The sequence below is a fragment of the Leeuwenhoekiella aequorea genome, from assembly GCF_004104375.1.
GTDB lineage: Bacteria > Bacteroidota > Bacteroidia > Flavobacteriales > Flavobacteriaceae > Leeuwenhoekiella > Leeuwenhoekiella aequorea.
Genome location: NZ_QOVM01000002.1, coordinates 464,362 through 488,246 on the forward strand (window position 1 = coordinate 464,362; position 23,885 = coordinate 488,246).

At 35.2% G+C, this 23,885-nt stretch carries 20 protein-coding genes; 16 read left to right on the plus strand and 4 right to left on the minus strand.

The window, feature by feature from the left end; translation table 11 throughout:
* Nucleotides 1-189: 189 nt before the first annotated feature.
* Nucleotides 190-2,826 (plus strand): alpha-L-rhamnosidase-related protein, encoded by a 2,637-nt coding sequence (locus DSM00_RS06095; RefSeq protein ID WP_128757135.1) that lies wholly within the window; start codon nucleotides 190-192, stop codon nucleotides 2,824-2,826.
* A gap of 66 nt (nucleotides 2,827-2,892) precedes the next feature.
* Here the strand turns inward: DSM00_RS06095 and DSM00_RS06100 are convergent, their stop codons facing one another.
* From DSM00_RS06100 to DSM00_RS06105, 3 genes are all read right to left on the minus strand, one after another.
* A complete protein-coding gene (locus DSM00_RS06100; protein ID WP_128757136.1) occupies nucleotides 2,893-3,372 on the minus strand; it encodes a ferritin-like domain-containing protein in 480 nt (159 codons plus the stop codon).
* A gap of 40 nt (nucleotides 3,373-3,412) precedes the next feature.
* The gene (locus tag DSM00_RS15715) at nucleotides 3,413-3,544 is read right to left on the minus strand and encodes a hypothetical protein (protein ID WP_262707469.1); all 132 of its coding nucleotides are present in this window, start codon (nucleotides 3,542-3,544) and stop codon (nucleotides 3,413-3,415) included.
* Nucleotides 3,545-3,647: 103 nt separating this feature from the next.
* Entirely contained in the window at nucleotides 3,648-5,435 is a 1,788-nt protein-coding gene (locus tag DSM00_RS06105; RefSeq protein WP_128757137.1) for an alpha-amylase family glycosyl hydrolase, read from the minus strand.
* A 190-nt stretch (nucleotides 5,436-5,625) separates the two neighbouring features.
* On the opposite strand from DSM00_RS06105, the gene DSM00_RS06110 reads away from it, so the two are divergent.
* On the plus strand, nucleotides 5,626-6,093 hold the full coding sequence (locus tag DSM00_RS06110) for an FKBP-type peptidyl-prolyl cis-trans isomerase (protein WP_128757138.1): 468 nt from the start codon (nucleotides 5,626-5,628) through the stop codon (nucleotides 6,091-6,093).
* Between the two features lie 72 nt (nucleotides 6,094-6,165).
* On the opposite strand, the gene rocD is transcribed toward DSM00_RS06110, so the two are convergent.
* The gene (gene rocD, locus DSM00_RS06115) at nucleotides 6,166-7,446 is read right to left on the minus strand and encodes an ornithine--oxo-acid transaminase (RefSeq protein WP_128757139.1); all 1,281 of its coding nucleotides are present in this window, start codon (nucleotides 7,444-7,446) and stop codon (nucleotides 6,166-6,168) included.
* A gap of 268 nt (nucleotides 7,447-7,714) precedes the next feature.
* Between rocD and rlmD the strand changes: the two genes are divergently transcribed.
* The 14 genes from rlmD to DSM00_RS06185 all read left to right on the plus strand — a co-directional run bounded on the left by rlmD (nucleotide 7,715) and on the right by DSM00_RS06185 (nucleotide 23,849).
* Nucleotides 7,715-9,127 carry a 23S rRNA (uracil(1939)-C(5))-methyltransferase RlmD gene (gene rlmD / locus DSM00_RS06120; RefSeq protein ID WP_128757140.1) on the plus strand — a complete coding sequence of 471 codons (1,413 nt, stop codon included), beginning with the start codon at nucleotides 7,715-7,717 and terminating at the stop codon, nucleotides 9,125-9,127.
* 33 nt (nucleotides 9,128-9,160) lie between these two features.
* The gene (locus DSM00_RS06125; protein ID WP_206633790.1) at nucleotides 9,161-9,634 is read left to right on the plus strand and encodes a DUF6452 family protein; all 474 of its coding nucleotides are present in this window, start codon (nucleotides 9,161-9,163) and stop codon (nucleotides 9,632-9,634) included.
* Nucleotides 9,600-10,340 (plus strand): DUF6048 family protein, encoded by a 741-nt coding sequence (locus DSM00_RS06130; protein WP_128757142.1) that lies wholly within the window; start codon nucleotides 9,600-9,602, stop codon nucleotides 10,338-10,340. Before DSM00_RS06125 ends, DSM00_RS06130 begins: the two co-directional genes overlap by 35 nt.
* Before the next feature lie 13 nt (nucleotides 10,341-10,353).
* Nucleotides 10,354-11,271, plus strand: a complete 918-nt coding sequence (locus DSM00_RS06135) for a CPBP family intramembrane glutamic endopeptidase (RefSeq protein ID WP_128757143.1) — start codon at nucleotides 10,354-10,356, stop codon at nucleotides 11,269-11,271.
* 21 nt (nucleotides 11,272-11,292) lie between these two features.
* Nucleotides 11,293-12,096 carry a TrmH family RNA methyltransferase gene (locus DSM00_RS06140; protein ID WP_128757144.1) on the plus strand — a complete coding sequence of 268 codons (804 nt, stop codon included), beginning with the start codon at nucleotides 11,293-11,295 and terminating at the stop codon, nucleotides 12,094-12,096.
* 18 nt (nucleotides 12,097-12,114) lie between these two features.
* The gene (locus tag DSM00_RS06145; RefSeq protein ID WP_128757145.1) at nucleotides 12,115-13,353 is read left to right on the plus strand and encodes a M48 family metallopeptidase; all 1,239 of its coding nucleotides are present in this window, start codon (nucleotides 12,115-12,117) and stop codon (nucleotides 13,351-13,353) included.
* Nucleotides 13,354-13,448: 95 nt separating this feature from the next.
* Entirely contained in the window at nucleotides 13,449-15,665 is a 2,217-nt protein-coding gene (locus tag DSM00_RS06150) for a RelA/SpoT family protein (protein ID WP_128757146.1), read from the plus strand.
* Nucleotides 15,666-15,689: 24 nt separating this feature from the next.
* On the plus strand, nucleotides 15,690-16,178 hold the full coding sequence (locus tag DSM00_RS06155; protein ID WP_128757147.1) for a Fur family transcriptional regulator: 489 nt from the start codon (nucleotides 15,690-15,692) through the stop codon (nucleotides 16,176-16,178).
* Nucleotides 16,179-17,450: an adenylosuccinate synthase gene (locus DSM00_RS06160; RefSeq protein WP_128757148.1), complete on the plus strand. Its 1,272-nt coding sequence runs from the start codon at nucleotides 16,179-16,181 to the stop codon at nucleotides 17,448-17,450.
* Nucleotides 17,451-17,587: 137 nt separating this feature from the next.
* Nucleotides 17,588-18,628 carry a zinc-binding metallopeptidase family protein gene (locus DSM00_RS06165; protein ID WP_128757149.1) on the plus strand — a complete coding sequence of 347 codons (1,041 nt, stop codon included), beginning with the start codon at nucleotides 17,588-17,590 and terminating at the stop codon, nucleotides 18,626-18,628.
* 17 nt (nucleotides 18,629-18,645) lie between these two features.
* Nucleotides 18,646-19,218 (plus strand): CYTH domain-containing protein, encoded by a 573-nt coding sequence (locus DSM00_RS06170; RefSeq protein WP_128757150.1) that lies wholly within the window; start codon nucleotides 18,646-18,648, stop codon nucleotides 19,216-19,218.
* 106 nt (nucleotides 19,219-19,324) lie between these two features.
* Nucleotides 19,325-21,145: an OstA-like protein gene (locus DSM00_RS06175; protein ID WP_128757151.1), complete on the plus strand. Its 1,821-nt coding sequence runs from the start codon at nucleotides 19,325-19,327 to the stop codon at nucleotides 21,143-21,145.
* A complete protein-coding gene (locus tag DSM00_RS06180) occupies nucleotides 21,146-22,330 on the plus strand; it encodes an aspartate aminotransferase family protein (RefSeq protein ID WP_128757152.1) in 1,185 nt (394 codons plus the stop codon). It abuts the gene before it with no gap.
* A gap of 121 nt (nucleotides 22,331-22,451) precedes the next feature.
* Nucleotides 22,452-23,849, plus strand: coding sequence for a tetratricopeptide repeat protein (locus DSM00_RS06185; protein WP_128757153.1), 1,398 nt, complete (start codon nucleotides 22,452-22,454; stop codon nucleotides 23,847-23,849).
* Nucleotides 23,850-23,885 lie beyond the last annotated feature (36 nt).

A 23,885-nucleotide genomic window follows, 5' to 3' on the forward strand; every position in this document is an offset into this window, starting at 1 on the left:
GTTTTTTTTTGCTTTGTACTTAAATCAAAATTGTCAATTACATTTAAATTCAGAATTAAGGAAGCCGCTGTAGAGATAAATTCCAATAAAATGTTAACTACCCATAGAAATATTCATTTTTGAGTTAATTTCATTGATACTAATTTCAATCCTATAAATAAGATTCGTTTATTACATATCCTTATCTAGATGTCCACAAAACCTTTCTCTAAAAAAAGTGAACAAAAAATATACGAATGCGATGCGTTTAGTATTTATAAGGATAAGATAATTCAAGGACAATACAGCGCTAATGCTGAATCCCGAAAGCATTTATCGTCAAATTATAATTCTAAAGCCAGTGAAAATTATTCACGACTACTGGTTTTTAAATTCAGTATAAATCAGAAGGATAATGAGCTACCTATAGGTGATGATCACTGGATAATAGTAGATACCGAAAAAGAATCGCCACTTTTCACATTTGGAAAAAGAAGCGATTCTAAACCCGAATATTGTTCAGGCTATCTTCCTGTAAATTACGAGTACACATTTTTACTTGACGTTTCACCCGTTTTAGATGCATTCAAGAAAAAAGGATATTACACCACCTTTGATGGTACACGTATTGCCAAAGCAGATTTTAATGGTTTTTATATTGCTGGCGAGTCCAAACCACTTACCTGGGATTTTGTAAATCTCGAGGAACGTGGCTTAAAAATGCAACCCACCTCAACACCTCATATTTACAGCATTACATTACTTTTAAATCCGTTTAACGATGCTCAATATGAACGTAAGCATTGGAAACTTTCCGAAGATATTTCAGATAAACCAAAATACCAATCCGATCAGATTCTAGTTGATACGCTGTATAACTTATCTCTTGAAGAGGCTTTAAAAAATATCGAGCCAGATAATACCTTACGTACAGGAGCAAAATGGAGTGGCGTATGGACGCGAGATGTGAGCTATAGCATCATTCTTGCGCTAGCGTACCTAGAACCTGAAGCCTCAAAAACCAGCCTTAGAAGAAAGGTGAGAAATAAGCGTATCGTTCAAGATACTGGTTCTGGTGGGGCTTGGCCGGTTTCTTCAGATCGCACAACCTGGGTTATTGCTGCCTGGGAATTATTTAAAGTTACCGGAGATACTAAGTGGATTGATGAAATATACCCAATAATAAAAAATACCCTTGATGATGATTTTAAAACACTTTATAATCCGCAAACTGGTTTATACGGCGGGGAATCATCATTTTTAGATTGGCGAGAGCAAACCTACCCAAAGTGGATGTCTAATGCAGACATTTATGCATCACAAAACTTAGGTACAAATGCTGTGCATTGTAAGGCATTATCTATATTCGTTGAGATTTCTAAGCTTAAAGGCAAAGAATATCAAAGCTATGAAGAAAGAGCAATAAAAATAAAGAAGGCTATAAATTCAAATTTGTGGCTCAAATTTAAAGGCTATTATGGTCATTGCCTTTACGGAAAAAACGATTTTCTACTCTCCCCTTTTTTTGAAGCCTTAGGTGAATCATTAACGCTTTTATTTGATATAGCCGATACTAAACGAGCGAAATCCATTCTTTCAAAAGCACCACTTACTCCTTTTGGGACTACGTGTATTTACCCACAACTACCAGGCATTCCTCCTTATCACAATAATGGCATTTGGCCATTTGTTCAAGCTTACTGGAATCTGGCTGCAGCAAAGTATAAAAATGAGGCTGTTTTAAATCACGGTCTTGCAAGTATGTATAGATCTGCCGGTTTATTTTTAAGTAATTACGAGAATATGGTTGCTGAAAATGGTGATTTTGCCGGGACTGAAATTAATTCTCATCGTATGTTGTGGAGTATTGCAGGTAATCTTGCAATGGTTTTTCGTGTATTTTTAGGAATGCATTTTGAAGTAGATGGATTGTACTTTAATCCTGTAATTCCGAAAGCATATTCGGGTACACGTGAGCTATCTAACTTTCAATATAGAAAGGCCACAGTAGACATCACAGTTATAGGTTACGGTTCAAAAATTAAGAGCGTTACACTTAATGATAAAAAAGTTACCAAAGCTTTTCTAGCAAACAATGCTAGTGGTAAACAGAATCTACTCATAGAGTTGAATAATACAGAATTTAATGATTCTAAGATTAATAAAGTTGAAAATGCATTTGCACCTGCTCCTGTACACGCACATATAACAGCGAGCGGAATACAATGGCAACCAGTAAAAAATTGCTCCCATTACCTTATTTATAAAAATGGAAAATTCTTAAAAAGCACTACGAAGACTAAGTTTGATACCACGGAAAGTTCCTATGGTAATTATCAAATTAGTGCTTATAATTTTGATAAAATGGAAGGTTTTGCCAGTGAACCCATAATTCTGAGTTCTGCTGAAAAAATTCTTCAGCTTGAAGATTATGCTGAAATGTCTGACTTAAATTATACGAACTACACGGGAGCTGGGTTTGTAGAAATAAGTACAAAAATAAATAGGAAGATTAAAATACCTATCTTCTTGCAAAAGGCAGGTAGATATATTTTAGATTTTAGATACAGCAATGGTAGTGGTCCCTGGAATACGGGTAATAGTTGTGCAATACGAAGTTTAAAAGTAAATAAGAATTATTGTGGAGTAATTGTATTTCCACAACGAGGAACTGATGAGTGGTCAGATTGGGGTTACTCTAATTCAGTAGTCATAGAACTAAATAAAGGAGAGAATACTTTAAGCCTACAGTTAGATGCTTTTAATAAAAATATGAACGGACAAATTAATACGGCAATGCTTGATACTATGCGACTTCGATTAATTGAAAATTTAGATAATAAGTAGAATTCATTTAAAAACAGAAAAACCGCCCAAAAGGCGGCTTTTCTTTATAATTAGATTAAAATCTAATTACATTAAATCTTCAAGTTTTTTAATAGTATCTAATGATTTTTCAACCTCAAGCATTTGATTTGTAATAAGAGATGTGATCTCTGGAGTAAAATGATTTTCATTCTCTTTCAATACTTCTTTATACTCCTCAACACTTGCTTTTTCTCCACGAATACATTCTTCCAATATAGATTCATCTGAATCTGAACTAAATGCATCTTTAATATTCATCCAAGTTCTATGTACAGCACCTGTAGCACTACCAGACTCAATTGGTTTTTCATTTAAATTTATAATAACATCACTCAATTCTGTAGCGAATCTGTTTCTTAATGCTGCTCTAACTTTCAAGTATTCTTTAAGGTGACCATTTTCAGCTTTAACCATAGCTTCTTTGTAACCTTGTTCTGCATCATAGTTCTTCTCTAAAAGACCTTGTAAGTTAGAAACTAAATTTTCGTGTGATTTTTCTCTTGCTTCTTCTATTGTAGTTTTCATATTTTTTTTGATTTAGTGTTAATTATTAAAATTTGAAAGTCTAAGTTAATTTCCGCTTCACTTTTTTAAGGTTTGGAACAAATTCTTCTTTAAACGACCTTTTGTTCTTTATCCAGTCATAAGCGTAATAACCTACTTGGGCAAGTGTAATTAATCTTAGTATCTTTCTCATAATAAACGTTTTTATAAAAATAATTTACTTTCAGAGCATTATTAATAATATTAATATATTTTAACTCGCGGACGTTAAATATTATTAACGCCTCTCTATGAACTTATAGCGAATAGATTAATGCTGCATAACCTGGGATATCTAACTTACCAGTCCATGCTCTATCATCAGTTTCTGCCTCCTCTATTCTCAGGTTTTCAACATCTGTATCTGAGAAATCATTATCATAGCCTTTCCATACACTATTAATTCTCAATTGCCAGTTTGTTCCTTCATCTATACCTATTCCATAATCTCCATAATCTGCATTACTAAAATTGAGAATCACCAGAACGGGTTGTTCATTTTCACCGCCTCTGATGTAGGCTAGTATTTTAGTTTCAACATTTAAATGAACGATAGTTAAATGCTGTCCGCGTAAACCATCTGTTCCATCATAAAAGCCTGTACGTAGTTTAATAATATCTCCTACTAATCTTGAGATTCCTTTGAGACGATATTGTTTGTCCCAGTCCAATCCTTCAGTATCTTGAAAATACTCATCTTCAATAAATTCCTGCCCCTGAAACAACATAGGAATACCCGGCGCTGTTAGTGTCAACACTATACCTAGCAATGCTCGTTTTTTTGCAAATTGACTTTCTGCATCACCCGGTTGTATTTCTTCTGGGACACGAGCTTTCCCATTGGCAACTTCATCGTGAGATTCAGTATAAACAATACGTCTAAAGACATCTCCGCTATAAGTACAAGCTAAAGCATCTGCAACGGCTTGTAAATCACGTGAATCATCACTTACACTCGTAAGAACTTCCCGTACAGGATGTACAAAATTCATATCCCATTGAGAACCATAACCTATACCACCGTCTTCAATAGCGTTTGTTACGATCTCTTGACCTTTAAGATCCTCCGCAATTGTCAATATGTGTGGATACTTTTCTTTAAGTTCCTGATTAATTTCTCGCATCATTTGGTTTCCTTCTTCAATAACAGCATCGTCACCTAGTCCACCATCTTCATAACGTATATACGCGGTAGCATCGAGTCTTAAACCATCACAGTGGTATTTTTCAATCCACATTAGCGCATTATCTCTCAAATACTGGCGTACCTCATCTCTACCATAATCGGGTCGTGTATCTCCCCAAGGTGTAGAACTGCGGTGGTCGTTATAAAAGTATATTCCTCCTTTGTCATTTTCGCTCCACCCATCAAACTGCCATAAATCCACATCAGAAGGCCCAAAATGATTATAGACAACATCCATAATAATTGCAATTCCTAATTTATGTGCTGCCTTTACAAGTCTTGCTAGTCCGTCTGGACCGCCATAATCTTGTTCAATAGCAAAAGGATGTGCCGGGTTATAACCCCAAGAAATACCTCCGGCAAATTCAGCCACAGGTAAAAGCTCAATACAATTTATACCCAAGCCTTTTATATACTCCAGTTTTTCGATAACATCATCAAAAGTCCCTACAGCATCCGGACTTTTTCTGTTGAAAGTTCCTACATGCAATTCATAAATAACGAGACTATTCCAAGATGGAATTATGAAGTCATCTCCTTCCCAATCAAAATCGAGTGTTTTTATTATAGAGTTTCCGTTGCTGTTTGTAAGTTCAAATGCATAGGGATCATTTCGGTGCAAAACCTGTTCACCATTATGAATAATAAATTTATATTCATCCCCTTCATTCGCGTTATCGGTTGTTGTAGCCCAATATCCATTTTCTTCTAACTGCATTTCTAATGATTTATCATTCCAATCATTAAATGTACCAGTTACAAATACCTTGTCGGCATTAGGAGCCCATACTCTAAATGTTGTAACACCTTCATTTAGCACAGCACCCATGCCAGGGGATTTTTGTATAGCAATTTCCATAGTTGTTAGTTTTTTTTCAAAAATACCCGAAAAATCATGTGGAATAATTTGTTTATGAATTGATTAACGCCTACAAAAAAGTTAAATGTGAATACCTTAAGAAACGTAATAGAATTTTCAACTGTGCTATATTTTATTGTATGAATTTAGAATTAAACCTAGTTTAGCCGTTTAATTTAAAATACACATTATGAAAATCTGGTTATCCCTAATCTGTGCCCTAACATTATTTAGTTCTTGTTCTAGTGATGATAGTTCATCTGAGTCAGAAGCTGAAGCATTTGTAAGAAACGAAGCAGAAATTAATGCTTATTTAGAAGCTAATGATTTAACCGCTACACGCAGTAGCACAGGTTTATACTATATTATTGAAACGGAAGGAACAGGAGAATCTCCTGAAGTAAATTCTACAGTCAAAGTAACTTATACGGGTTATTTACTTAACGGAAATATATTTGACCAATCTAATTCTGAAGTTGAATTTAACGCTGGAAAATTAATATCGGGATTCTCGGAAGGCTTAACGTATATGAAAGAAGGCGGACAAGCACTATTTCTAATTCCTGCTCGTTTGGCTTATGGAGCATCTGGTGCCGGCGGAAGCATCCCAGGAAATACCGTAATTCTATTTGAAGTGAATCTTATTGAAGTTTTATAAACATCATAAAATTTTATAAAGTAAAAAAGCGACTCAGTGAGTCGCTTTTTTTTGGTAAATAGTTCTAAAAACTTACTTTTCAAACTGTTTTAAAGTTTTAACTATTATAGCTACACAATCTAGCAATTGATCTTCTGTCATTACCAGTGGTGGAGCAAAGCGTATAATATTCCCGTGGGTAGGCTTTGCAAGTAAACCGTTTTCTTTTAACGCCATACAAATATCCCAGGCTGTACTGCTATCTTCTGTATCGTTAATTAAAATAGCATTTAATAAACCACGACCACGAACTAAATTCACAATCTTACTTTCAGTTATATATTCATTCAATTTAGATCTGAAAAGTTCACCTAATACACGAGCGTTTTGAGCTAACTTCTCGTCTTTAACTACATTAAGTGCAGCCATAGCCACTGCTGAAGCAACAGGATTACCTCCAAAGGTAGAACCATGTTGTCCCGGCTTAATCACATTCATTACATCGTCGTCTGCAAGTACTGCAGAAACAGGGTATGCACCACCCGATAATGCTTTACCTAGAATTAATATATCTGGTCTGCTATACGTTTCTTGACGCTCACAGTGCCCCTTACAAGTACAATTACCACAAACAGCAAGTAATGCTCCGGTTCTGGCGATACCTGTTTGAATCTCATCTGCAATAAATAATGTATTGTTTGCCTTACAAAGTGCCTTTGCCTTCATTAAGAAATCTGAAGCTGGAGTAAATACACCAGCTTCCCCTTGTATAGGTTCTACTAGAAATCCTGCAATATTTTTATTCTCAACCAATGCGCGCTTCAAAGCATCAATATCATCGTAAGGTATTTTTATAAAGCCTGGCGTATACGGACCAAAGTTTTTACGAGCACCCTCATCATTTGAAAAGGAAATAATTGTAGTTGTTCTTCCGTGAAAGTTATTTTCACAAACAATTATTTGTGCTTCGTGCTCCGGGACACCTTTCTTCTCATATGCCCATTTACGAGCAATTTTAATCGCTGTTTCTACAGCCTCTGCTCCCGTATTCATAGGTAGCAACTTATCAAACTGAAAATAATCTGTTGTGTAAGCCTCATACTTACCTAACATATCATTATGAAAAGCCCTGGAGGTTAATGTAAGTGTCTCGGCTTGCTTGCTCATTGCTCCCACAATTGCAGGATGACAATGCCCTTGATTCACAGCAGAATACGCTGATAGAAAATCATAGTATTGTTTGTCTTCAATATCCCATACATAAACGCCCTCGCCTCGCTTTAAAACCACTGGAAGTGGATGATAATTGTGTGCGCCGTGTTTTTCCTCAAGAGCGATCGTCTCTTGTGAAGTGAGTTTTTGTGCAGTAGTCATTGTGTACTTATTTTAAGGTAATCTCTTTACGATTCCTGCTTGTGATGCCTCTAAGAATAAGACATCCTCAACAGGAGAGAAATCATCCTAGTTGAGATGCTGCAAATTACTAAAAATAAAATACGCATCTAAATAATACCCTAGACTAACACGCTTATTCATTTTGGTTCTACATAGCATTTTGAGTATTGAAAAACTATACCTTTTATTCCTACAGACTATTAAAGATAGCGATGGTTAATCTTCATAATTATTCTATTTTTGCCTCGTGTCAAGAAAAAAGAACTCCAGAAAAATTTTCCCTAATGTACTTGTTACAGATGCAGGTGCTAAGGGTAAAGCCATAGCAAAAGCTCCAGATGGGCGGGTTATATTCATAAATAATGCCGTACCGGGAGATGTTATAGATGTACAAACTACAAAACAGCGTCGCGCTTATTTTGAAGGTACAGCTATTAAAATTCATGAATATTCATCAAAACGTACAGAACCAGCATGTAAGCACTTCGGTACTTGTGGAGGTTGTAAGTGGCAGAATATGCATTATGACTACCAGCTCGAATATAAACAGCGGGAAGTAGTAAATAACTTGCAGCGTCTGGGTAAAATTGAGCTTCCTGAAGTAACTCCCATTGCAGGTAGTAAAGAACAATACTTCTACCGCAATAAAATGGAATTTTCATTTAGTGATAGCAAGTGGCTTACCTTAAAGCAAATTCAAAGCGATGAAATTATAGAAGACCGTAATGCATTAGGTTTTCATATTCCCGGGATGTGGGATAAAATTCTGGATATAGATAAATGTTGGTTACAACGTGATCCTAGTAATGCCATCCGCAATGGGGTAAAAGAATTTGCGAGCCTTAATAATATACCCTTTTTTAATACCCGTAATCAGGAAGGTTTATTACGTACCTTAATGATACGTACAACCAGTATAGGTGAGTTGATGGTTCTCGTTCAATTTTTCCACGATGAGCAAGCACCACGCGAACTCGTAATGAACTATCTTAAAAACACATTTCCCGAAATTACATCGCTTCTGTATGTAATTAACGAAAAAGGGAATGATACAATCTATGATCAGGAAGTAATCTGCTTTGCAGGGCGTGATCATATTTTTGAGGAGATGGAAGGTTTAAAATTTAAAATTAACGCCAAATCATTTTATCAAACTAATTCTGAACAAGCTTACGAATTGTACAAAATTACACGTGATTTTGCAGGTCTAACCGGCAACGAAAATGTGTATGATTTATATACCGGTACAGGTACAATCGCACAGTTTGTTGCTCGAGATGCTAAGAAAGTTATAGGTGTCGAGGCAGTGCCAGATGCTATAACAGCAGCTCAGGCAAATGCACAATTAAACAGCATTGAAAACGTTGAGTTTTATGTGGGTGATATGAAAAATGTATTCAACGATTCATTTTTAAAAATGCACGGTCAACCCGATGTGATAATTACAGATCCACCTCGTGATGGGATGCACAAAGATGTAGTTGAACAATTAATTAAGATAAAAGCAGATCGTATAGTGTATGTAAGTTGTAACAGCGCCACTCAAGCACGCGACCTCGCATTACTCGACCCTTACTATAAGGTTCAGCGCGTTCAGCCTGTAGATATGTTTCCACAAACCCACCACGTAGAAAATGTGGTTTTATTAAAATTGAAATAACCGGGTTTAATGATAAAAAAGTGGCTCCTTTTAATGTTAGCTGTCCTAGCTCTTTCACTATCGTGTGAGCGCGATGATATTTGTGCAACCAGCACTCCTACTACGCCTCAGCTAACAATGAGTTTTCTAGATGCAGATAACATTAATGAAACCAAATCATTAAATATCAATATTTATAAGAGGGATATGTCAGATAGTATTACTTATACTGATGCCTCCACCATACAAGTCCCGTTACGCACAGATACAACAGCTACTGTATTGGTTTTTGTGAAAAATCCCAATAATCTAGTGGCTGCTGAAAATCCTAACAATGCAGATACACTTATTTTTACCTACACTCCGCAAGAGACATTTATAAGCAGAGCCTGTGGGTATAAAGTGGTATTTAATAATTTAAGTATACAAGTGAATCCCGGTTCTGATGGCCGATGGATTGATGATTTTATAATTAATAACAGAACTATAGCAGATGAAGACACTACACACGTTTTTATTCGTCATTAGTTTTGTGTTACTAGGGCTTTCAGAAATGAATGCTCAGCAACAGGGAATTGAAGTTGAAGACCCTCTTGATGAAGTATCCTCAGATACCACTGCAACTCGTATTAAAACTGATAAATATGGTTTGCGTGTGGGCGTAGATTTAAGTAAACCATTACGTACACTTCTAGATGATACGTATCAAGGTTTTGAAATTGCCGCAGATTTTAGAATTAGAAAAAGTTATTATCTGGCTGCTGAAATAGGTACCGAATCTAAACAATATAACGAAGCTAATTTTGATTCTGAAAATCAGGGAAGTTATATTAAAGCTGGTTTCAATTATAACATTTATAACAACTGGGCAGGCATGTCAAATCTTATCTATGTAGGTTTACGTGGTGGATTCTCAACATTTAGTCAGGACTTAAACAGTTATACCATTTATACTACAGACACTTTTTTTGAGCCAGACTTACGAACAGATGCTCGTAGTTATGAAAACTTAAATCTCATTTGGATTGAGTTACAATTAGGCATGCAGGTAGAGCTTGTAAACAACCTTTATCTTGGCGTTAATGTACAATTAAAGCGAGCTCTTTCTCAAAAGGAACCAGAAGATTTTGCTAATCTATTTGCACCCGGCTTCAATAAAGTAACTACAGATAATGTTTACGGGGCGGGTTACGGTTATACATTATCCTACTTTATACCCATCTTTAAGAAGTAATTTACTTTAAAATATGGGCTTACGTTCGCGTATTTCAGTTATAAATGGTTTTATCAAGCATCCTGATGATATCGTATTTTCAATATCTAACTGGGAAAAACTAAAATATCTGATTGCTGCTATAGCCTATGATTTTGGTATTGCATTTATATTTATAATTATAATGAATGCGTTGAGTCCGGTTTTAGAGCCGTACGAAAATCTTTTAAACGCAGAGAGTTATACAATTTGGGTTTCTATATTTATTATCTGCATTTTCACACCTTTCTTAGAGGAAACCATATTTAGATTACCACTTAAATATGAACGCAATTTTTTATTTAGAGGGATTAGTTATTTACTGAAAAAAGACCTTTCCATATTCTGGATAAAAAATCTACGTATAATTGTTTACATCTTCGCGGCTACCTTCGGATTTGTACATTTAGGAAACTATACAAATACAGACTTCATTTTTTATGTTCTCGCTCCTATTATTGTAGGTTCTCAGTTATTTGCAGGAATGATATTTAGTTTTTTAAGACTAAAACTGGGCTTTTTATGGGCAGTATTTGGCCACTTTTCGCATAATTTCATTCTAATAATGCTGGCTTTTTTATTTTTTCACAATGTAGAACGTGACTTAGTCGATAATGAACAAGTACGTATTAAAACCACTGGTATTGCTTTTACTGTTGAGCGTAATCCATCATTTTCTTGTGACACGCTACAAAATGGAAATCTCCTATGTCTCCGTGCAGAAAATATAAGTCTGCAAAGTATAATTGATACGTTATACCCTAACCAGTTATTAATCATAAGAGACAATGATCAGCTTGATTTAGATCTTTTTAGTAAAACTGCTGAAGGTTATTCAAAAAAAGAGTTTATTGAAGTATTGAAAGAAAATTATACGTTCAAGAAAGCTGCAGATACTTCATCTTCTCATTAATAGTATAGTAACTTTGAATTTATGTATAAAGAAATTAGCAGTATTCATAATCCTACGATCAAACAACTGGTTTTACTTCAGGAGAAATCAAAAGAACGCCGTAAAAAAGGCTTTTTTTTAATTGAAGGAATTCGAGAAGTTAATCTGGCTTTAAAGTCGGGATTTGAATTAACTGAGGTTTTTTACTGTGAAGAAATAATTACTCAGGATGAATTAGAAAACCTTAAAGAGGTTCTTCCTGACTCTGTATCTCAAGTGATTGTAAGCGAAGAAGTTTATAAAAAAATCGCTTATCGATCTGGTACGGAGGGTTTACTAGCCTGCGCGAAGTCAAAGCCCAACAGTTTAGAAGATTTAATACTTCCTGAAAACCCACTTATACTTATTGCTGAAGCTCCAGAAAAGCCCGGCAATATAGGTGCTCTTTTACGTACCGCTGATGCAGCGGGTGTGGACGCATTTATTTTGGCTAACCCCAAAACAGATCTTTATAACCCAAATATTATTCGTTCTAGTGTAGGCGGGTTATTTACAGTTGATATTGCTACAGGATCTACGCAAGAAGTGATTCAGTTTTTAGAAGCACGAAATATAAATTGTTACGCAGCGATCCTACAGGAAGCGATTTCCTATGAAAAGCAGGATTTCACAAAACCTACTGCTCTCGTTGTGGGTACTGAGGCAGATGGCTTATCTCAAGAATGGAGAACACGCGCTACCCAAAATATAATTATACCTATGCAGGGAAGCCTCGACTCCATGAATGTGTCTGTGGCAGCTGCTATTTTAGTTTTTGAAGCGCGTAGACAACGCGGTTTCAATTAAAAAATCACTTTTACTCTTATGAATCCAACTACTGTATTTTATATAATTATATCGTTTATAATTATCAGTTTTGCGATTGATCAAATTCTGGATTGGCTCAATGCAAGACATTTTGATGATCCTATACCTGCAGAATTAGCAGATGTATATGACGAAGAAAGTTATCGTAAATCTCAATCTTATAAAAAAGCGAATTCTAAATTCGCTGCACTCTCAAGCGGCTTTATGCTATTGGTAACTTTAGTATTTTTCTTTGTTGACGGGTTTGCTTATGTAGATACCATTGCACGTTCCATAACTGATAATGAAATATTAGTCGGTTTAATTTTCTTCGGAATAATACTAATAGGATCAGATATTTTGACAACGCCATTTAGTTATTTCAAAACATTTGTCATTGAAGAACGCTTCGGTTTTAATAAATCAACCCGAGCTCTATTTTTTGCAGATAAACTTAAAGGTTGGATTATGACTATTTTAGTTGGTGGTGGTTTACTCGCCTTAATTATTTGGTTTTACCAATTAAGTGGTAGTTCTTTCTGGATATACGCCTGGATTCTATTTTCAATTTTTGCATTGATAATGAATATGTTTTACGCCAAGCTAATAGTTCCTTTATTTAATAAGCAAAAACCGCTCGAAAAAGGATCATTACGAGAGAAAATAGAAGCTTATTCTGCCACAGTCGGTTTTAAACTTGACAATATATTTATCATTGATGGCTCTAAACGCAGCACAAAAGCAAATGCCTACTTCTCTGGTTTTGGTTCAGAAAAAAGAATAACACTTTACGATACGCTGGTTAATGATCTTGAAGATGAAGAGATCGTAGCCGTATTAGCTCACGAAGTTGGTCATTATCGTAAGAATCATATTATAATAAATCTCGCCACTTCAATAGTACTTACCGGTTTCACTTTATGGTTACTTGGCATTTTTGTAAGTCAGCCTATATTTTCTGAAGCGTTAGGAGTTACAACACCCAGCTTTCACGTAGGATTAATCGCTTTTGGAATTCTTTATACACCTATCTCTGGGATTACCAGTTTCCTTATGAATCTCTTATCAAGAAAATTTGAGTATCAAGCAGACGATTTTGCTAAAAACACATTTGCCGCAGCACCATTAATTAGTTCGTTAAAAAAACTGTCCCGCAATAGCCTTAGCAATCTTACACCACATCCTTTATATGTAAAGTTTCAGTATTCGCATCCTACGTTATTGCAACGCTATCAAAATTTATCTCAGGCTAAGTAAAATTCGATAAATCAATGCACAAATATGTGCTGATAGAATAGCATTGGTATTGCTTTTGCAGTTGATTTTCTATTATATAATTGTACTTTTAGATTATGACTCCGGTAGATATAGAAAAAGAAAATAAAGAACTTACCAGACGCTACAAAGAATTGTTGCGTATAAGTTATCGCACGCTCTCTGATGATGATAAAAAAATGATCAGGAAGGCGTTTGAAGTAGCCGTAGATGCGCATAAAGATCAACGTAGAAAGTCTGGCGAAGCTTATGTTTTTCACCCACTTGCTGTCGCACGTATTGTAGCCAGTGAGATTGGGATGGATGCCACTTCGATTGCAGCAGCCTTGTTACATGACGTTGTAGAAGATACTTCCTATACGTTAGAAGATCTAGAAGAACTCTTTGGCCCTACAGTTGCGAGAATAGTAGATGGTCTTACAAAAATATCTAATCTTAAAAAGCATCACGATGCATCGTTGCAGGCAGAGAATTTCAGAAAAATGCTGCTTACTATTAATGATGATGTACGTGTAATAATTATTAAAATCGCAGACCGTTTGCATAATATGCAGACAATGGATTCTATGCGACCAGATAAGCAGGTTAAAATTGCTAGCGAGACACTCTATATATATGCACCTCTTGCGCATCGTATAGGGCTTTATAATATTAAAACCGAACTTGAAGATCTGGGTCTCAAATATACAGAGCCCGAAGTGTTTAGAAGCATTTCGCGTAAAATGAAAGAGACCAAAGAGCAGCAAGATCAATATATCGAAGAGTTTACAAAGGCCGTTCAAAACTCTCTTGATAAAGAGGTTCTGGATTATGAAATTAAAGGAAGACCAAAATCTATTTATAGCATACGTCTTAAAATGCTTAAACAGAATATTCCTTTTGATGAAGTCTACGACAAATTTGCAATACGTATAATCTATAAGGGAACGCCTGAAAGTGAGAAATTTTTAGCCTGGAAAATTTATTCTATTGTGACAGATCACTTTAGACCAAACCCTACCCGATTACGGGATTGGATTTCTTCTCCTAAATCTACCGGTTATGAAGCACTTCATATTACGGTAATGGGATTAAAAGGACGTTGGGTCGAAGTACAGATTCGATCTGATCGGATGAATGAGATTGCAGAAAAAGGATATGCCGCTCATTATAAATATAAACAAGGTCCTACTACTGAAACCGAAGAAGATCAAACTCTGGACCAGTGGCTAAATCGCTTACAGGAAGCTTTAGAAAGCAATGAGACAAATGCAGTAGAATTTGTTGAACAGTTTAAACTGAATTTATACAACAAAGAAATATTTGTATTTACGCCACAAGGTGAACTGAAATCACTCCCTAAAGCGGCTACTCCGCTTGATTTTGCTTTTAGTATCCATACTGAAATAGGTATGCATACAAGAGGTGCGCGTGTAAATGGAAAATTAGTTCCGTTAAGTCACGAATTAAAAAGTGGAGATCAAGTTGAAATTATCACCTCAGAACACGCAAGACCTAATAACAACTGGCTTGATTATGCAACTACGGCACGGGCTCGTGCAAAAATAAAATCTTCTTTAAAAGATGAGAAGAAAGTAATTGCAGAAGATGGTAAAGTTATTCTACACAGAAAGCTACGCTCACAAAAAATCTCTCTTGATGAGAATATTATAAACGAGATGGTTCTGTATTTTAAGCTTAAAACAAGTCTTGATTTGTTTTATAGAGTGGGTATAGGAACCATTGATAATAAAATGATTAAAGAGTACGCCGCATCGCGCAGTAATGCTTTTGTAAGTTATATTAAGAATAAAATACGCAAGGCTCCTGTAGCCGAGCATGTAGATAAAGATGAAATTACAGACAAATACGATATGCTCGTATTTGGTAAAGATGAGCAAAAGTTAGACTACTCGCTTGCAAAATGCTGTAACCCGATACCTGGAGATAAGGTCTTTGGATTCACAACAGTTTCTGAGGGGATTAAAGTACATAAACAAAATTGTCCTAACGCTATTGCGCTTCAAAGTAACTATGCCTATCGCATAATTCCTGCGAAATGGATTGACTCTTCGGCGCAAGAATTTCAAGCAGATCTTGAACTATCAGGTATTGATACATTAGGTCTGGTTAATGGTGTTACCCGAGAAATTTCTGAACATATGCATGTAAATATGCGAAATTTAAATTTCACTACACACGATGGTATATTTAAAGGAAACATTACCGTAATTGTGAAGAATAAAGAGCATTTACGCAGGCTGATAGAAAACCTCAAAAAAATAAACGGTATCGACAAAGTCATACGTCTGTAAATACGTAACTTTGCATCTTCAATTATGGGACCGAAAGCAACAATAAATAAAGATCAAGAAGTCGTTAAAAACGTCTTTACCAAGTTTCTCGAAGAAAATGGTCATCGTAAAACTCCAGAACGCTATGCGATTTTACAGGAGATTTACAATTACAAAGATCACTTTGATATTGAGACCTTGTATATAAGTATGAAGAATAAAAAATATCGTGTTAGTAGAGCAACTCTCTACAATACTATAGAACTATTACTTTCATGCGGTTTGGTGCGTAAGCATCAGTTTGGGCAAAATCAATCACAATATGAAAAATCATATTTTGATAAGCAGCACGACCACGTAATACTTACAGATACAGGAGAGGTTATAGAATTTTGCGATCCTCGTATTCAATCAATAAAGAAAACCATCGAAGAGGTTTTTAATATCGAGATTAATAAGCACTCGCTCTATTTTTACGGTACACGTAAAAAAGATATTATAATTAATAACACAATCGAAGACAACAACGCATAAATGGCAGTAGATTTACTTCTTGGTCTCCAATGGGGAGATGAAGGTAAGGGCAAAATTGTAGATGTTCTTACAAAGGATTACGATATTATAGCACGCTTTCAAGGCGGTCCTAATGCAGGTCATACTCTTGAATTTGATGGTATAAAACACGTGTTACACACAATACCTTCTGGTATATTTCATGAAAATGCAATTAATCTTGTTGGTAATGGAGTTGTGATTGATCCAGTAATATTTAAAAAAGAGCTTGACAATCTGGCTCAATTTAAATTAAATATCAAAGAAAAATTATTGATTTCGCGTAAAGCGCACCTAATATTACCTACACATCGCTTACTTGACGCAGCTTCTGAAGCTTCAAAAGGAAAAGCAAAAATAGGTTCTACTTTAAAAGGTATAGGTCCCACTTATATGGACAAAACCGGTAGAAATGGTATTCGTGTTGGAGATTTAGAGCTTTCAGACTGGAAAGATCGTTATGCAAGTTTACGTGATAAGCATATCGATATGATCGATTTTTATGACGCGAAGATTGAATACAATCTTGACGAATTAGAAGCAGAATTTTTTAAAGCTGTTGAAGTTCTTAAAGCACTTACTTTTATTGATTCTGAAGAGTATTTATATCAAGCGCAGCAAGCAGGTAAATCAATTCTTGCAGAAGGTGCACAAGGTTCTCTTTTAGATATTGATTTTGGAACGTATCCTTTTGTAACATCATCAAATACTACTGCAGCAGGTGCTTGTACTGGATTAGGTGTAGCTCCGGGGCAAATTGCAGAAGTTTTCGGTATTTTTAAGGCTTATACTACACGTGTAGGATCTGGCCCCTTCCCTACCGAACTTTTTGATGAAGTAGGCGCCACTATGGGTCGCGTAGGTAACGAATTTGGAGCTACCACAGGTAGACCAAGACGTTGCGGATGGCTTGACCTTGTAGCACTTAAATATGCGGTGCGCGTAAATGGTGTTACACAACTAATGATGATGAAAGGTGATGTTTTAAGTGGTTTTGATACTCTTAAAATCTGTACACACTATAAATACAAAGGGAAATTAATAGAACACCTTCCTTACAATATCGAACCAGAAAATGTAGAACCGGTTTATTTTGAGATGAAAGGATGGTCAGAAGATCTTACTAAAATGAAAGGTGATGCTAAACTTCCTTCAGAACTTAATGAGTACATTGAGTATCTTGAGAAAGAACTAAATGTCCCTATCAAAATAGTATCTGTTGGACCAGATAGGACACAGACTGTTTATAGATAAATATTAAAAATCCGAAGTTTAAACTTCGGATTTTTTTTTCGCTAATTTTCTGAAAATCTTCACAGTTACGCACTCTTCATTAACTTACATTTGTCTGGCAAGCTTTGCTGTTTTTTAGAACTTAAACGATCTCATCTATGAAAATTTTTCAGTGTTCAAATTGTAATAATCCTGTATATTTTGAGAATACTTCCTGCGAAAAATGTGAAAACAGTTTGGGATATTTATTTGGTTCAGAATCTATACTATCTTTCAAAAGTGCAGGTTATGCCGTCTCTAAAGCTGGGGGTGAATTAACATACTGTGCAAATTTTAACCAGTCTGCTTGCAACTGGCTTGTTCCTGTAGATTCAAAAAATAAATTTTGCGAAGCCTGCAGTACAAATCATATGATTCCCGATTTATCTATTCCTGAAAATAAATTAGACTGGCGCAAAATTGAAGCTGCAAAACGTCGGTTGTTTTACAGCTTGCATAAATTGAATTTAAAAACTGAATACACCATTGACGGGGAAAAGCTAAAGTTGACTTTTGATTTCTTAGCTCCTTTAGAAAATGATCCTACAGCTGTAACCACTGGTCACGACAATGGTTTAATTACTCTCAATATTAAAGAGGCTAACGCAGCACATAGAGAATATATAAAAGAACAGCTGGAAGAACGTTACAGAACCCTTTTAGGTCATTTTAGACATGAAGTTGGTCATTTTTATTGGGATGCTCTTATTAAATCTGATCCTAAAATTCTAGAAGAATTTAGAAGTCATTTTGGTGACGACACGCAGGATTATGGAGAAGCCTTACAAAAACATTACAAAAACGGCGCTCCCGCAAATTGGCGTGAGCAATTTATAAGTTCGTACGCAACTATGCACGCTTGGGAAGATTGGGCTGAGACCTGGTCCCATTATATGCATATGATGGATATGCTTGAGACAAGTTATAATTTTGGACTCGAGATAGATCCAGAACTTAAAAAAGTACCCAATCTAGATGTAAGTTGTGATTTTGATCCGTATTTAGAAAAAAGTATGGAAAAAATTATCAAACATTATTTGCCACTTACCTACGTTGTAAATTCTTTAAACAGAAGTATGGGTCATGCAGACGCTTACCCCTTTATAATTTCTGAACCCGTAATAAAGAAATTAGCATTTATTCATAAATTAGTAAATTAACGCAAAGCATAGTATATATGTATGAGGTCGAATTAAAAGTTAAGCTGGAGGATTATTATGCAACTAGAAAAAATATCCTAAAAATACAACCTACTTCTACAATTTTATATGAATATTTTGACCGGTATTATGATCTCAATAATACTTTAACGAGTAGCGAACAAGAATTACGGTTACGCACAAAAACCAATTTGGTTACTTCCCAAGAATCACATTTCTTAACATTCAAGGATTCCCCATTTGATCTATACAGTAAATCAAAACCAGAATTTGAAAGTGAGATCATAGACCCGATAGCTATAGATAGTTTACTTAAAAAACTGAATTATAAAGAAAGCCTGAGTTATAAAAAAAACTGCGAAGTATTTAATGTGGTATTTGAAAACAATGAACTTGAAGTTTCATTAGTGAAAATCCGCGGGCTTAAAGATTCTTTTCTAGAAGTTGAAACTTTAAGTGAAACACTAAACAATACGTCAAATTTGCTGAAAATTCTTCATCGATATTTAACTGAAATTAAGTTATCAGAAAGTCAAATTTGCACCGCGTACTATGTTGATATGTTTAAAGAAGTACGTGAAGCAGAATAACCTTAGTTAAAGCCGCATTTTCATTTCGACCTAGAATTTGTTTTAATAGTGAAATGCGAATACGATCTAGAGTGGAAATTCCGTTATATTTGCGTCAAAATTCGCTATGCCCAATTTTTTTAGAAATACCGTTATTTTTATAATTCTGTTTATTACAACTTATACTTCTGCACAAGAAGGTAAGGAATTAAATATTCAGTCTGATATAGAACAAATTGACGAAGTTAAATATCCCGGTGCTATTGTAATGTATAAAAGCACTAAGCAAGTATACATACAGCACGAAGGGATAGAAATGTGGTGTGATCTTGCCTTTAATTACAAGGATGAAAATTTTGTAAGAGCGATAGGTAATGTTCGTATGAATCAAGGTGATACAATCACTATGCGCAGTAATTATGCAGAATATAACGGGGATACACAGTTTGCCTGGGCTTCAGGAGGTGTTAATCTACAAACTCCCACGGCTACATTAGATACAGATACACTTTATTTTGACCGTATAAAACAGCAAGCATATTATAGAAATAAAGGAACCCTTAGAGACACCTCTAGTGTCATCACAAGTAAAATAGGCCGTTACTTCTTAGATCAAGACAAATATTCTTTCGTCCAAAATGTAGTGGTTACAAATCCAGAATATGTAATTAATAGTGATCAATTAGACTTCTTTTCAGAGAAAGGAATCGCCTATTTATATGGACCTTCAACTATAACAAGTGATGCGAGTGTTGTTTATTGCGAACGCGGATATTATGACACACGTAACGATAATGGATACTTCGTTAAAAATTCAAGAATAGATTACGACAACAGAACGGTGTATGGCGATAGTTTATATTTTGACAGGCCTACTAATTTTGCATCGGCAACTAACAATATTAAGGTTATTGACACCGCTAATAAAAGTATCATTAAAGGTCATTACGCTGAAGTATACAAAGCTAAAGATTCTGTATTTATAACTAAGAGAGCGGTTGCCATTACAGTTCAGGATAATGATTCTATATACGTACACGGGGATCGATTGGTCGTGACAGGTATTCCTGAAAAGCGAATTGTGAGAGGGTATAATAATGTACGCTTATTTAAAAGTGACTTAAGTGGTAAGTCTGATTCAATCCATATTAATCAAGAAACTGGTCTCACGCAAATGCTGGGGAAACCAATTTTATGGAATGGTTTAAGCCAAATGACCGGTGATACAATACACTTAAGAAGCAACATCATTACTGAAAAATTAGATTCACTTCATGTGTTTAAAAATGCATTTTTAGCACAGCAAGATACTATTCCGCTATACGATGACCGAAGGAATAAAGCCTATAATCAAGTCAAAGGTGACGACTTATACGGTTCATTTAAAGACAATAAACTACATCAATTAGATATCATCAAAAATGCAGAAAGTATAAATTATATGCGTTCTGAAGATGGAGTGCTTCAAGGAATAGACAAAAGCAAATCTGCATCAATCTCAGCTATCATAGAAAATAATGAGATCACTGAAATAACAAAGCTGAGACAAGTTGATGGTGATGTATTTCCGCTTTCCTTATTTGAAAAAGAAGCCAGGCAATTTCCTGGTTTAAACTGGCGAGGTGAGGAACGCTTACTAAGTAAAGAAGATATTTTTAAGGGAGAAGCTCCATTTACACTTACAAAAATTGAGGGAATACCTTTACCCGAGATTGAAGAAGACTTTTTTGATAATTCGATACCTGATAATAAGTTAGACATTCCTGATGCATCACAACTTAGCCCTTCAGATTTTAAAAATCGCGAAGAAGATGCTCCTGCCATAGGTGTACCGGTTAATGAAAAGGCAACCGTCAAAAAAGACACTTTAACTGATACAAAAACGAAGAGTTCGTTGAAGGAAAAAGCTCCTGCAAAAACTAACGATTCTACTCAAACAGAAAATTAGATGAAAAACGATTTTCTAAAATATCAGGCTCAAACGAGTCCTTATCCACTTGGATTAGAAATTTCACACGCATCAGGATCCTACATTTACGACACTAACGGTAAGGCCTATCTGGACTTTGTTGCCGGTGTTTCTGCTGTAAGCGTTGGTCATTCTAATCCAAAAATTTTACAAGCAATTAAAGAGCAGTGTGACAAGTACTTACACGTGATGGTTTATGGTGAATATGCCCAAGGACCTGCAGTTGAGTTAACCCGATTACTCGCTGCAAATTTACCAGATCCTTTAGAACAAACTTATCTTGTAAATAGTGGTACTGAAGCTATTGATGGAGCTATAAAACTCGCACGAAGAGCTACCGGAAGAACTCAAATTATTGCCGCAAAAAATGCATATCACGGAAATACATTTGGTGCTTTAAGCTTGATGGATTTTGAAGAGCGCGTTGCACCATTTAGACCAGTGATCGGCGATATTTCGCACATAGGTTTTAATAATTTTGAGGATTTAACCAGTATTACAGAACAAACTGCAGGTGTTGTGCTAGAAACCATTCAAGGTGGAGCCGGCTTTATTCAGCCACAAAATGGGTGGTTAAATGCTGTACGTGAACGCTGCAACAAGGTAGGCGCACTATTAATTCTCGATGAAATACAACCGGGTTTCGGGAGAACGGGGAAACTTTTTGGGTTTGAGAACTATGATATTATTCCTGATGTCGTAGTTATGGGAAAAGGAATGGGTGGCGGAATGCCTATTGGAGCTTTTACAGCTTCCAGAAATCATATGCAACTACTTTCAGATAATCCCAAGATGGGACATATTACCACTTTTGGCGGTCATCCTGTCATAGCAGCAGCTGCACTAGCTACCTTAACGCAGATTTTAGAATCGTCGTTAATGGATGAGGCTTTAAAAAAAGAGCAACTATTTAGAAAACTATTAAAACACAAACTTATAACTGAAATAAGAGGGAAAGGCCTTATGCTTGCAGCTATTGTAAACACAGGAGCTGTTGCTAACGACGCTATATTAACTGCTCAAAATGAAGGTCTTATCCTATTCTGGCTGCTTTTTGAAGAAAAAGCTATACGCATTACTCCACCTTTAACAATTTCAAATGAAGAAATTGAAAAGGGTTGTCTTATTTTACTTAAGGTATTAGACAAAATAGCGACTAATTAATCGAAATTTTCAATTTAGGCTTAATTGTTGATTATTTTGTTAACAACAATACTAAAATTGAATTGGGCGTCGGACGTTCCTTTTTACTTTTATATTGGAAGAAATTTTAAAAAACCCGTGTATGAAGTTTAATCAAGAACACGAAGAAGATAATTTCCCACTCACCCGTTTTGAATCTATGTTAAAGACAAATGATGTTCTTTTCTTCGATTCGGATGATTTCGAAAATATTGTTAACCATTATCTAGAGAATGGTAAAATTGCTCTTGCAAAAAAAGCCGTTAAGCTTGGTCTTGACCAACATCCCTCATCATCCAACCTCAAATTATTTAAAATTGAAATTTTAATATTTGAAAATAAGTTAGAAGATGCAGATAAAATGCTTGCCGAACTTTATGAGCTGGAGCCACAAAACGAGGAAGTATATATTCAAAAAGCAAATATCTATTCAAAACAAGATGACCATATTAAAGCGATCGAGCTTTTAGAAATTGCTTTAGAACTTACAGATGATGATGCAGATATTTATTCTCTTATAGGAATGGAATATCTTTTTATGGATGATTATCAAAATGCGAAAATCAATTTCATGAAGTGCATTGAGGTAGATGAAGATGATTACTCTGCTTTGTATAATGTAATTTACTGTTTTGATTTTCTAGAGCAACATCAAGAGGCAATAGATTATTTAACAATGTTCTTAGATAATAATCCTTATTGTGAAGTTGCGTGGCATCAGATAGGTAAACAGTATTTTGACTTGAAAAAATACCAAAAAGCTTTAGCTGCTTTCGATTTTGCTATCATTAGCGATGATACTTTTATAGGCGCTTACTTTGAGAAAGGTAAAGTTCTGGAGAAGTTAGGCAAATATAATGAGGCTATTGAAAATTATCAAATCACTTTAGGACTTGATGATCCAACCTCATTTGCTTATTTACGTATGGGTAAATGTTATCAAAAACTGCACGCAGATGATTTGGCCATTACGTATTACTTAAAAACAGTTAAAGAAGACCCGCTATTAGATAAAGGATGGATTGCCATTACTGATTTCTATACCAAGAAAATGGATTATCAAAATGCGCTATATTACATAAATAAAGCCATAAATATCGATGAAGATAATGTTCTTTACTGGAAGCGTTATGCAAAGATTAATAACCGCCTTAAGTTTTATGAAGAAGCAGAACGTGGTTATAGCAGAACATTAGAATTAGGAAATTATGAGTTAGATACCTGGTTAACTCGTTGCGATATTTTGATCAATCTTGGCGAATTAGATACTGCAGTTCAAAATCTAATTGAAGCACAGGCATTTTACAGTGAATCTCCAGAAATTGAATACAGACTTGCCGGTTTGCATTTTACTCTTGGAGATGATGATAAAGGTCATTTTCATTTAGAGAACGCACTTAAAATAGATACGGATTTTGATATAATTCTGGAAGAATTATTTCCCTTTGCATATGCTAAAAGATCTGTATTAGAAAAAATAAAGCGCGCAAAGAATTCCTAATTGTTTTCTTACATTTGAGGCATAACCTCTATAACC

Bases quoted from the DNA above. Each gene is read 5' to 3' on its own strand.
- DSM00_RS06095 (WP_128757135.1), top strand. From the start codon at position 190: ATGTCCACAAAACCTTTCTCTAAAAAAAGTGAACAAAAAATATACGAA.
- DSM00_RS06100 (WP_128757136.1), bottom strand. From the start codon at position 3,372: ATGAAAACTACAATAGAAGAAGCAAGAGAAAAATCACACGAAAATTTA.
- DSM00_RS15715 (WP_262707469.1), bottom strand. From the start codon at position 3,544: ATGAGAAAGATACTAAGATTAATTACACTTGCCCAAGTAGGTTATTAC.
- DSM00_RS06105 (WP_128757137.1), bottom strand. From the start codon at position 5,435: ATGGAAATTGCTATACAAAAATCCCCTGGCATGGGTGCTGTGCTAAAT.
- DSM00_RS06110 (WP_128757138.1), top strand. From the start codon at position 5,626: ATGAAAATCTGGTTATCCCTAATCTGTGCCCTAACATTATTTAGTTCT.
- rocD (WP_128757139.1), bottom strand. From the start codon at position 7,446: ATGACTACTGCACAAAAACTCACTTCACAAGAGACGATCGCTCTTGAG.
- DSM00_RS06125 (WP_206633790.1), top strand. From the start codon at position 9,161: ATGTTAGCTGTCCTAGCTCTTTCACTATCGTGTGAGCGCGATGATATT.
- DSM00_RS06130 (WP_128757142.1), top strand. From the start codon at position 9,600: ATGAAGACACTACACACGTTTTTATTCGTCATTAGTTTTGTGTTACTA.
- DSM00_RS06135 (WP_128757143.1), top strand. From the start codon at position 10,354: ATGGGCTTACGTTCGCGTATTTCAGTTATAAATGGTTTTATCAAGCAT.
- DSM00_RS06140 (WP_128757144.1), top strand. From the start codon at position 11,293: ATGTATAAAGAAATTAGCAGTATTCATAATCCTACGATCAAACAACTG.
- DSM00_RS06145 (WP_128757145.1), top strand. From the start codon at position 12,115: ATGAATCCAACTACTGTATTTTATATAATTATATCGTTTATAATTATC.
- DSM00_RS06150 (WP_128757146.1), top strand. From the start codon at position 13,449: ATGACTCCGGTAGATATAGAAAAAGAAAATAAAGAACTTACCAGACGC.
- DSM00_RS06155 (WP_128757147.1), top strand. From the start codon at position 15,690: ATGGGACCGAAAGCAACAATAAATAAAGATCAAGAAGTCGTTAAAAAC.
- DSM00_RS06160 (WP_128757148.1), top strand. From the start codon at position 16,179: ATGGCAGTAGATTTACTTCTTGGTCTCCAATGGGGAGATGAAGGTAAG.
- DSM00_RS06165 (WP_128757149.1), top strand. From the start codon at position 17,588: ATGAAAATTTTTCAGTGTTCAAATTGTAATAATCCTGTATATTTTGAG.
- DSM00_RS06170 (WP_128757150.1), top strand. From the start codon at position 18,646: ATGTATGAGGTCGAATTAAAAGTTAAGCTGGAGGATTATTATGCAACT.
- DSM00_RS06175 (WP_128757151.1), top strand. From the start codon at position 19,325: ATGCCCAATTTTTTTAGAAATACCGTTATTTTTATAATTCTGTTTATT.
- DSM00_RS06180 (WP_128757152.1), top strand. From the start codon at position 21,146: ATGAAAAACGATTTTCTAAAATATCAGGCTCAAACGAGTCCTTATCCA.
- DSM00_RS06185 (WP_128757153.1), top strand. From the start codon at position 22,452: ATGAAGTTTAATCAAGAACACGAAGAAGATAATTTCCCACTCACCCGT.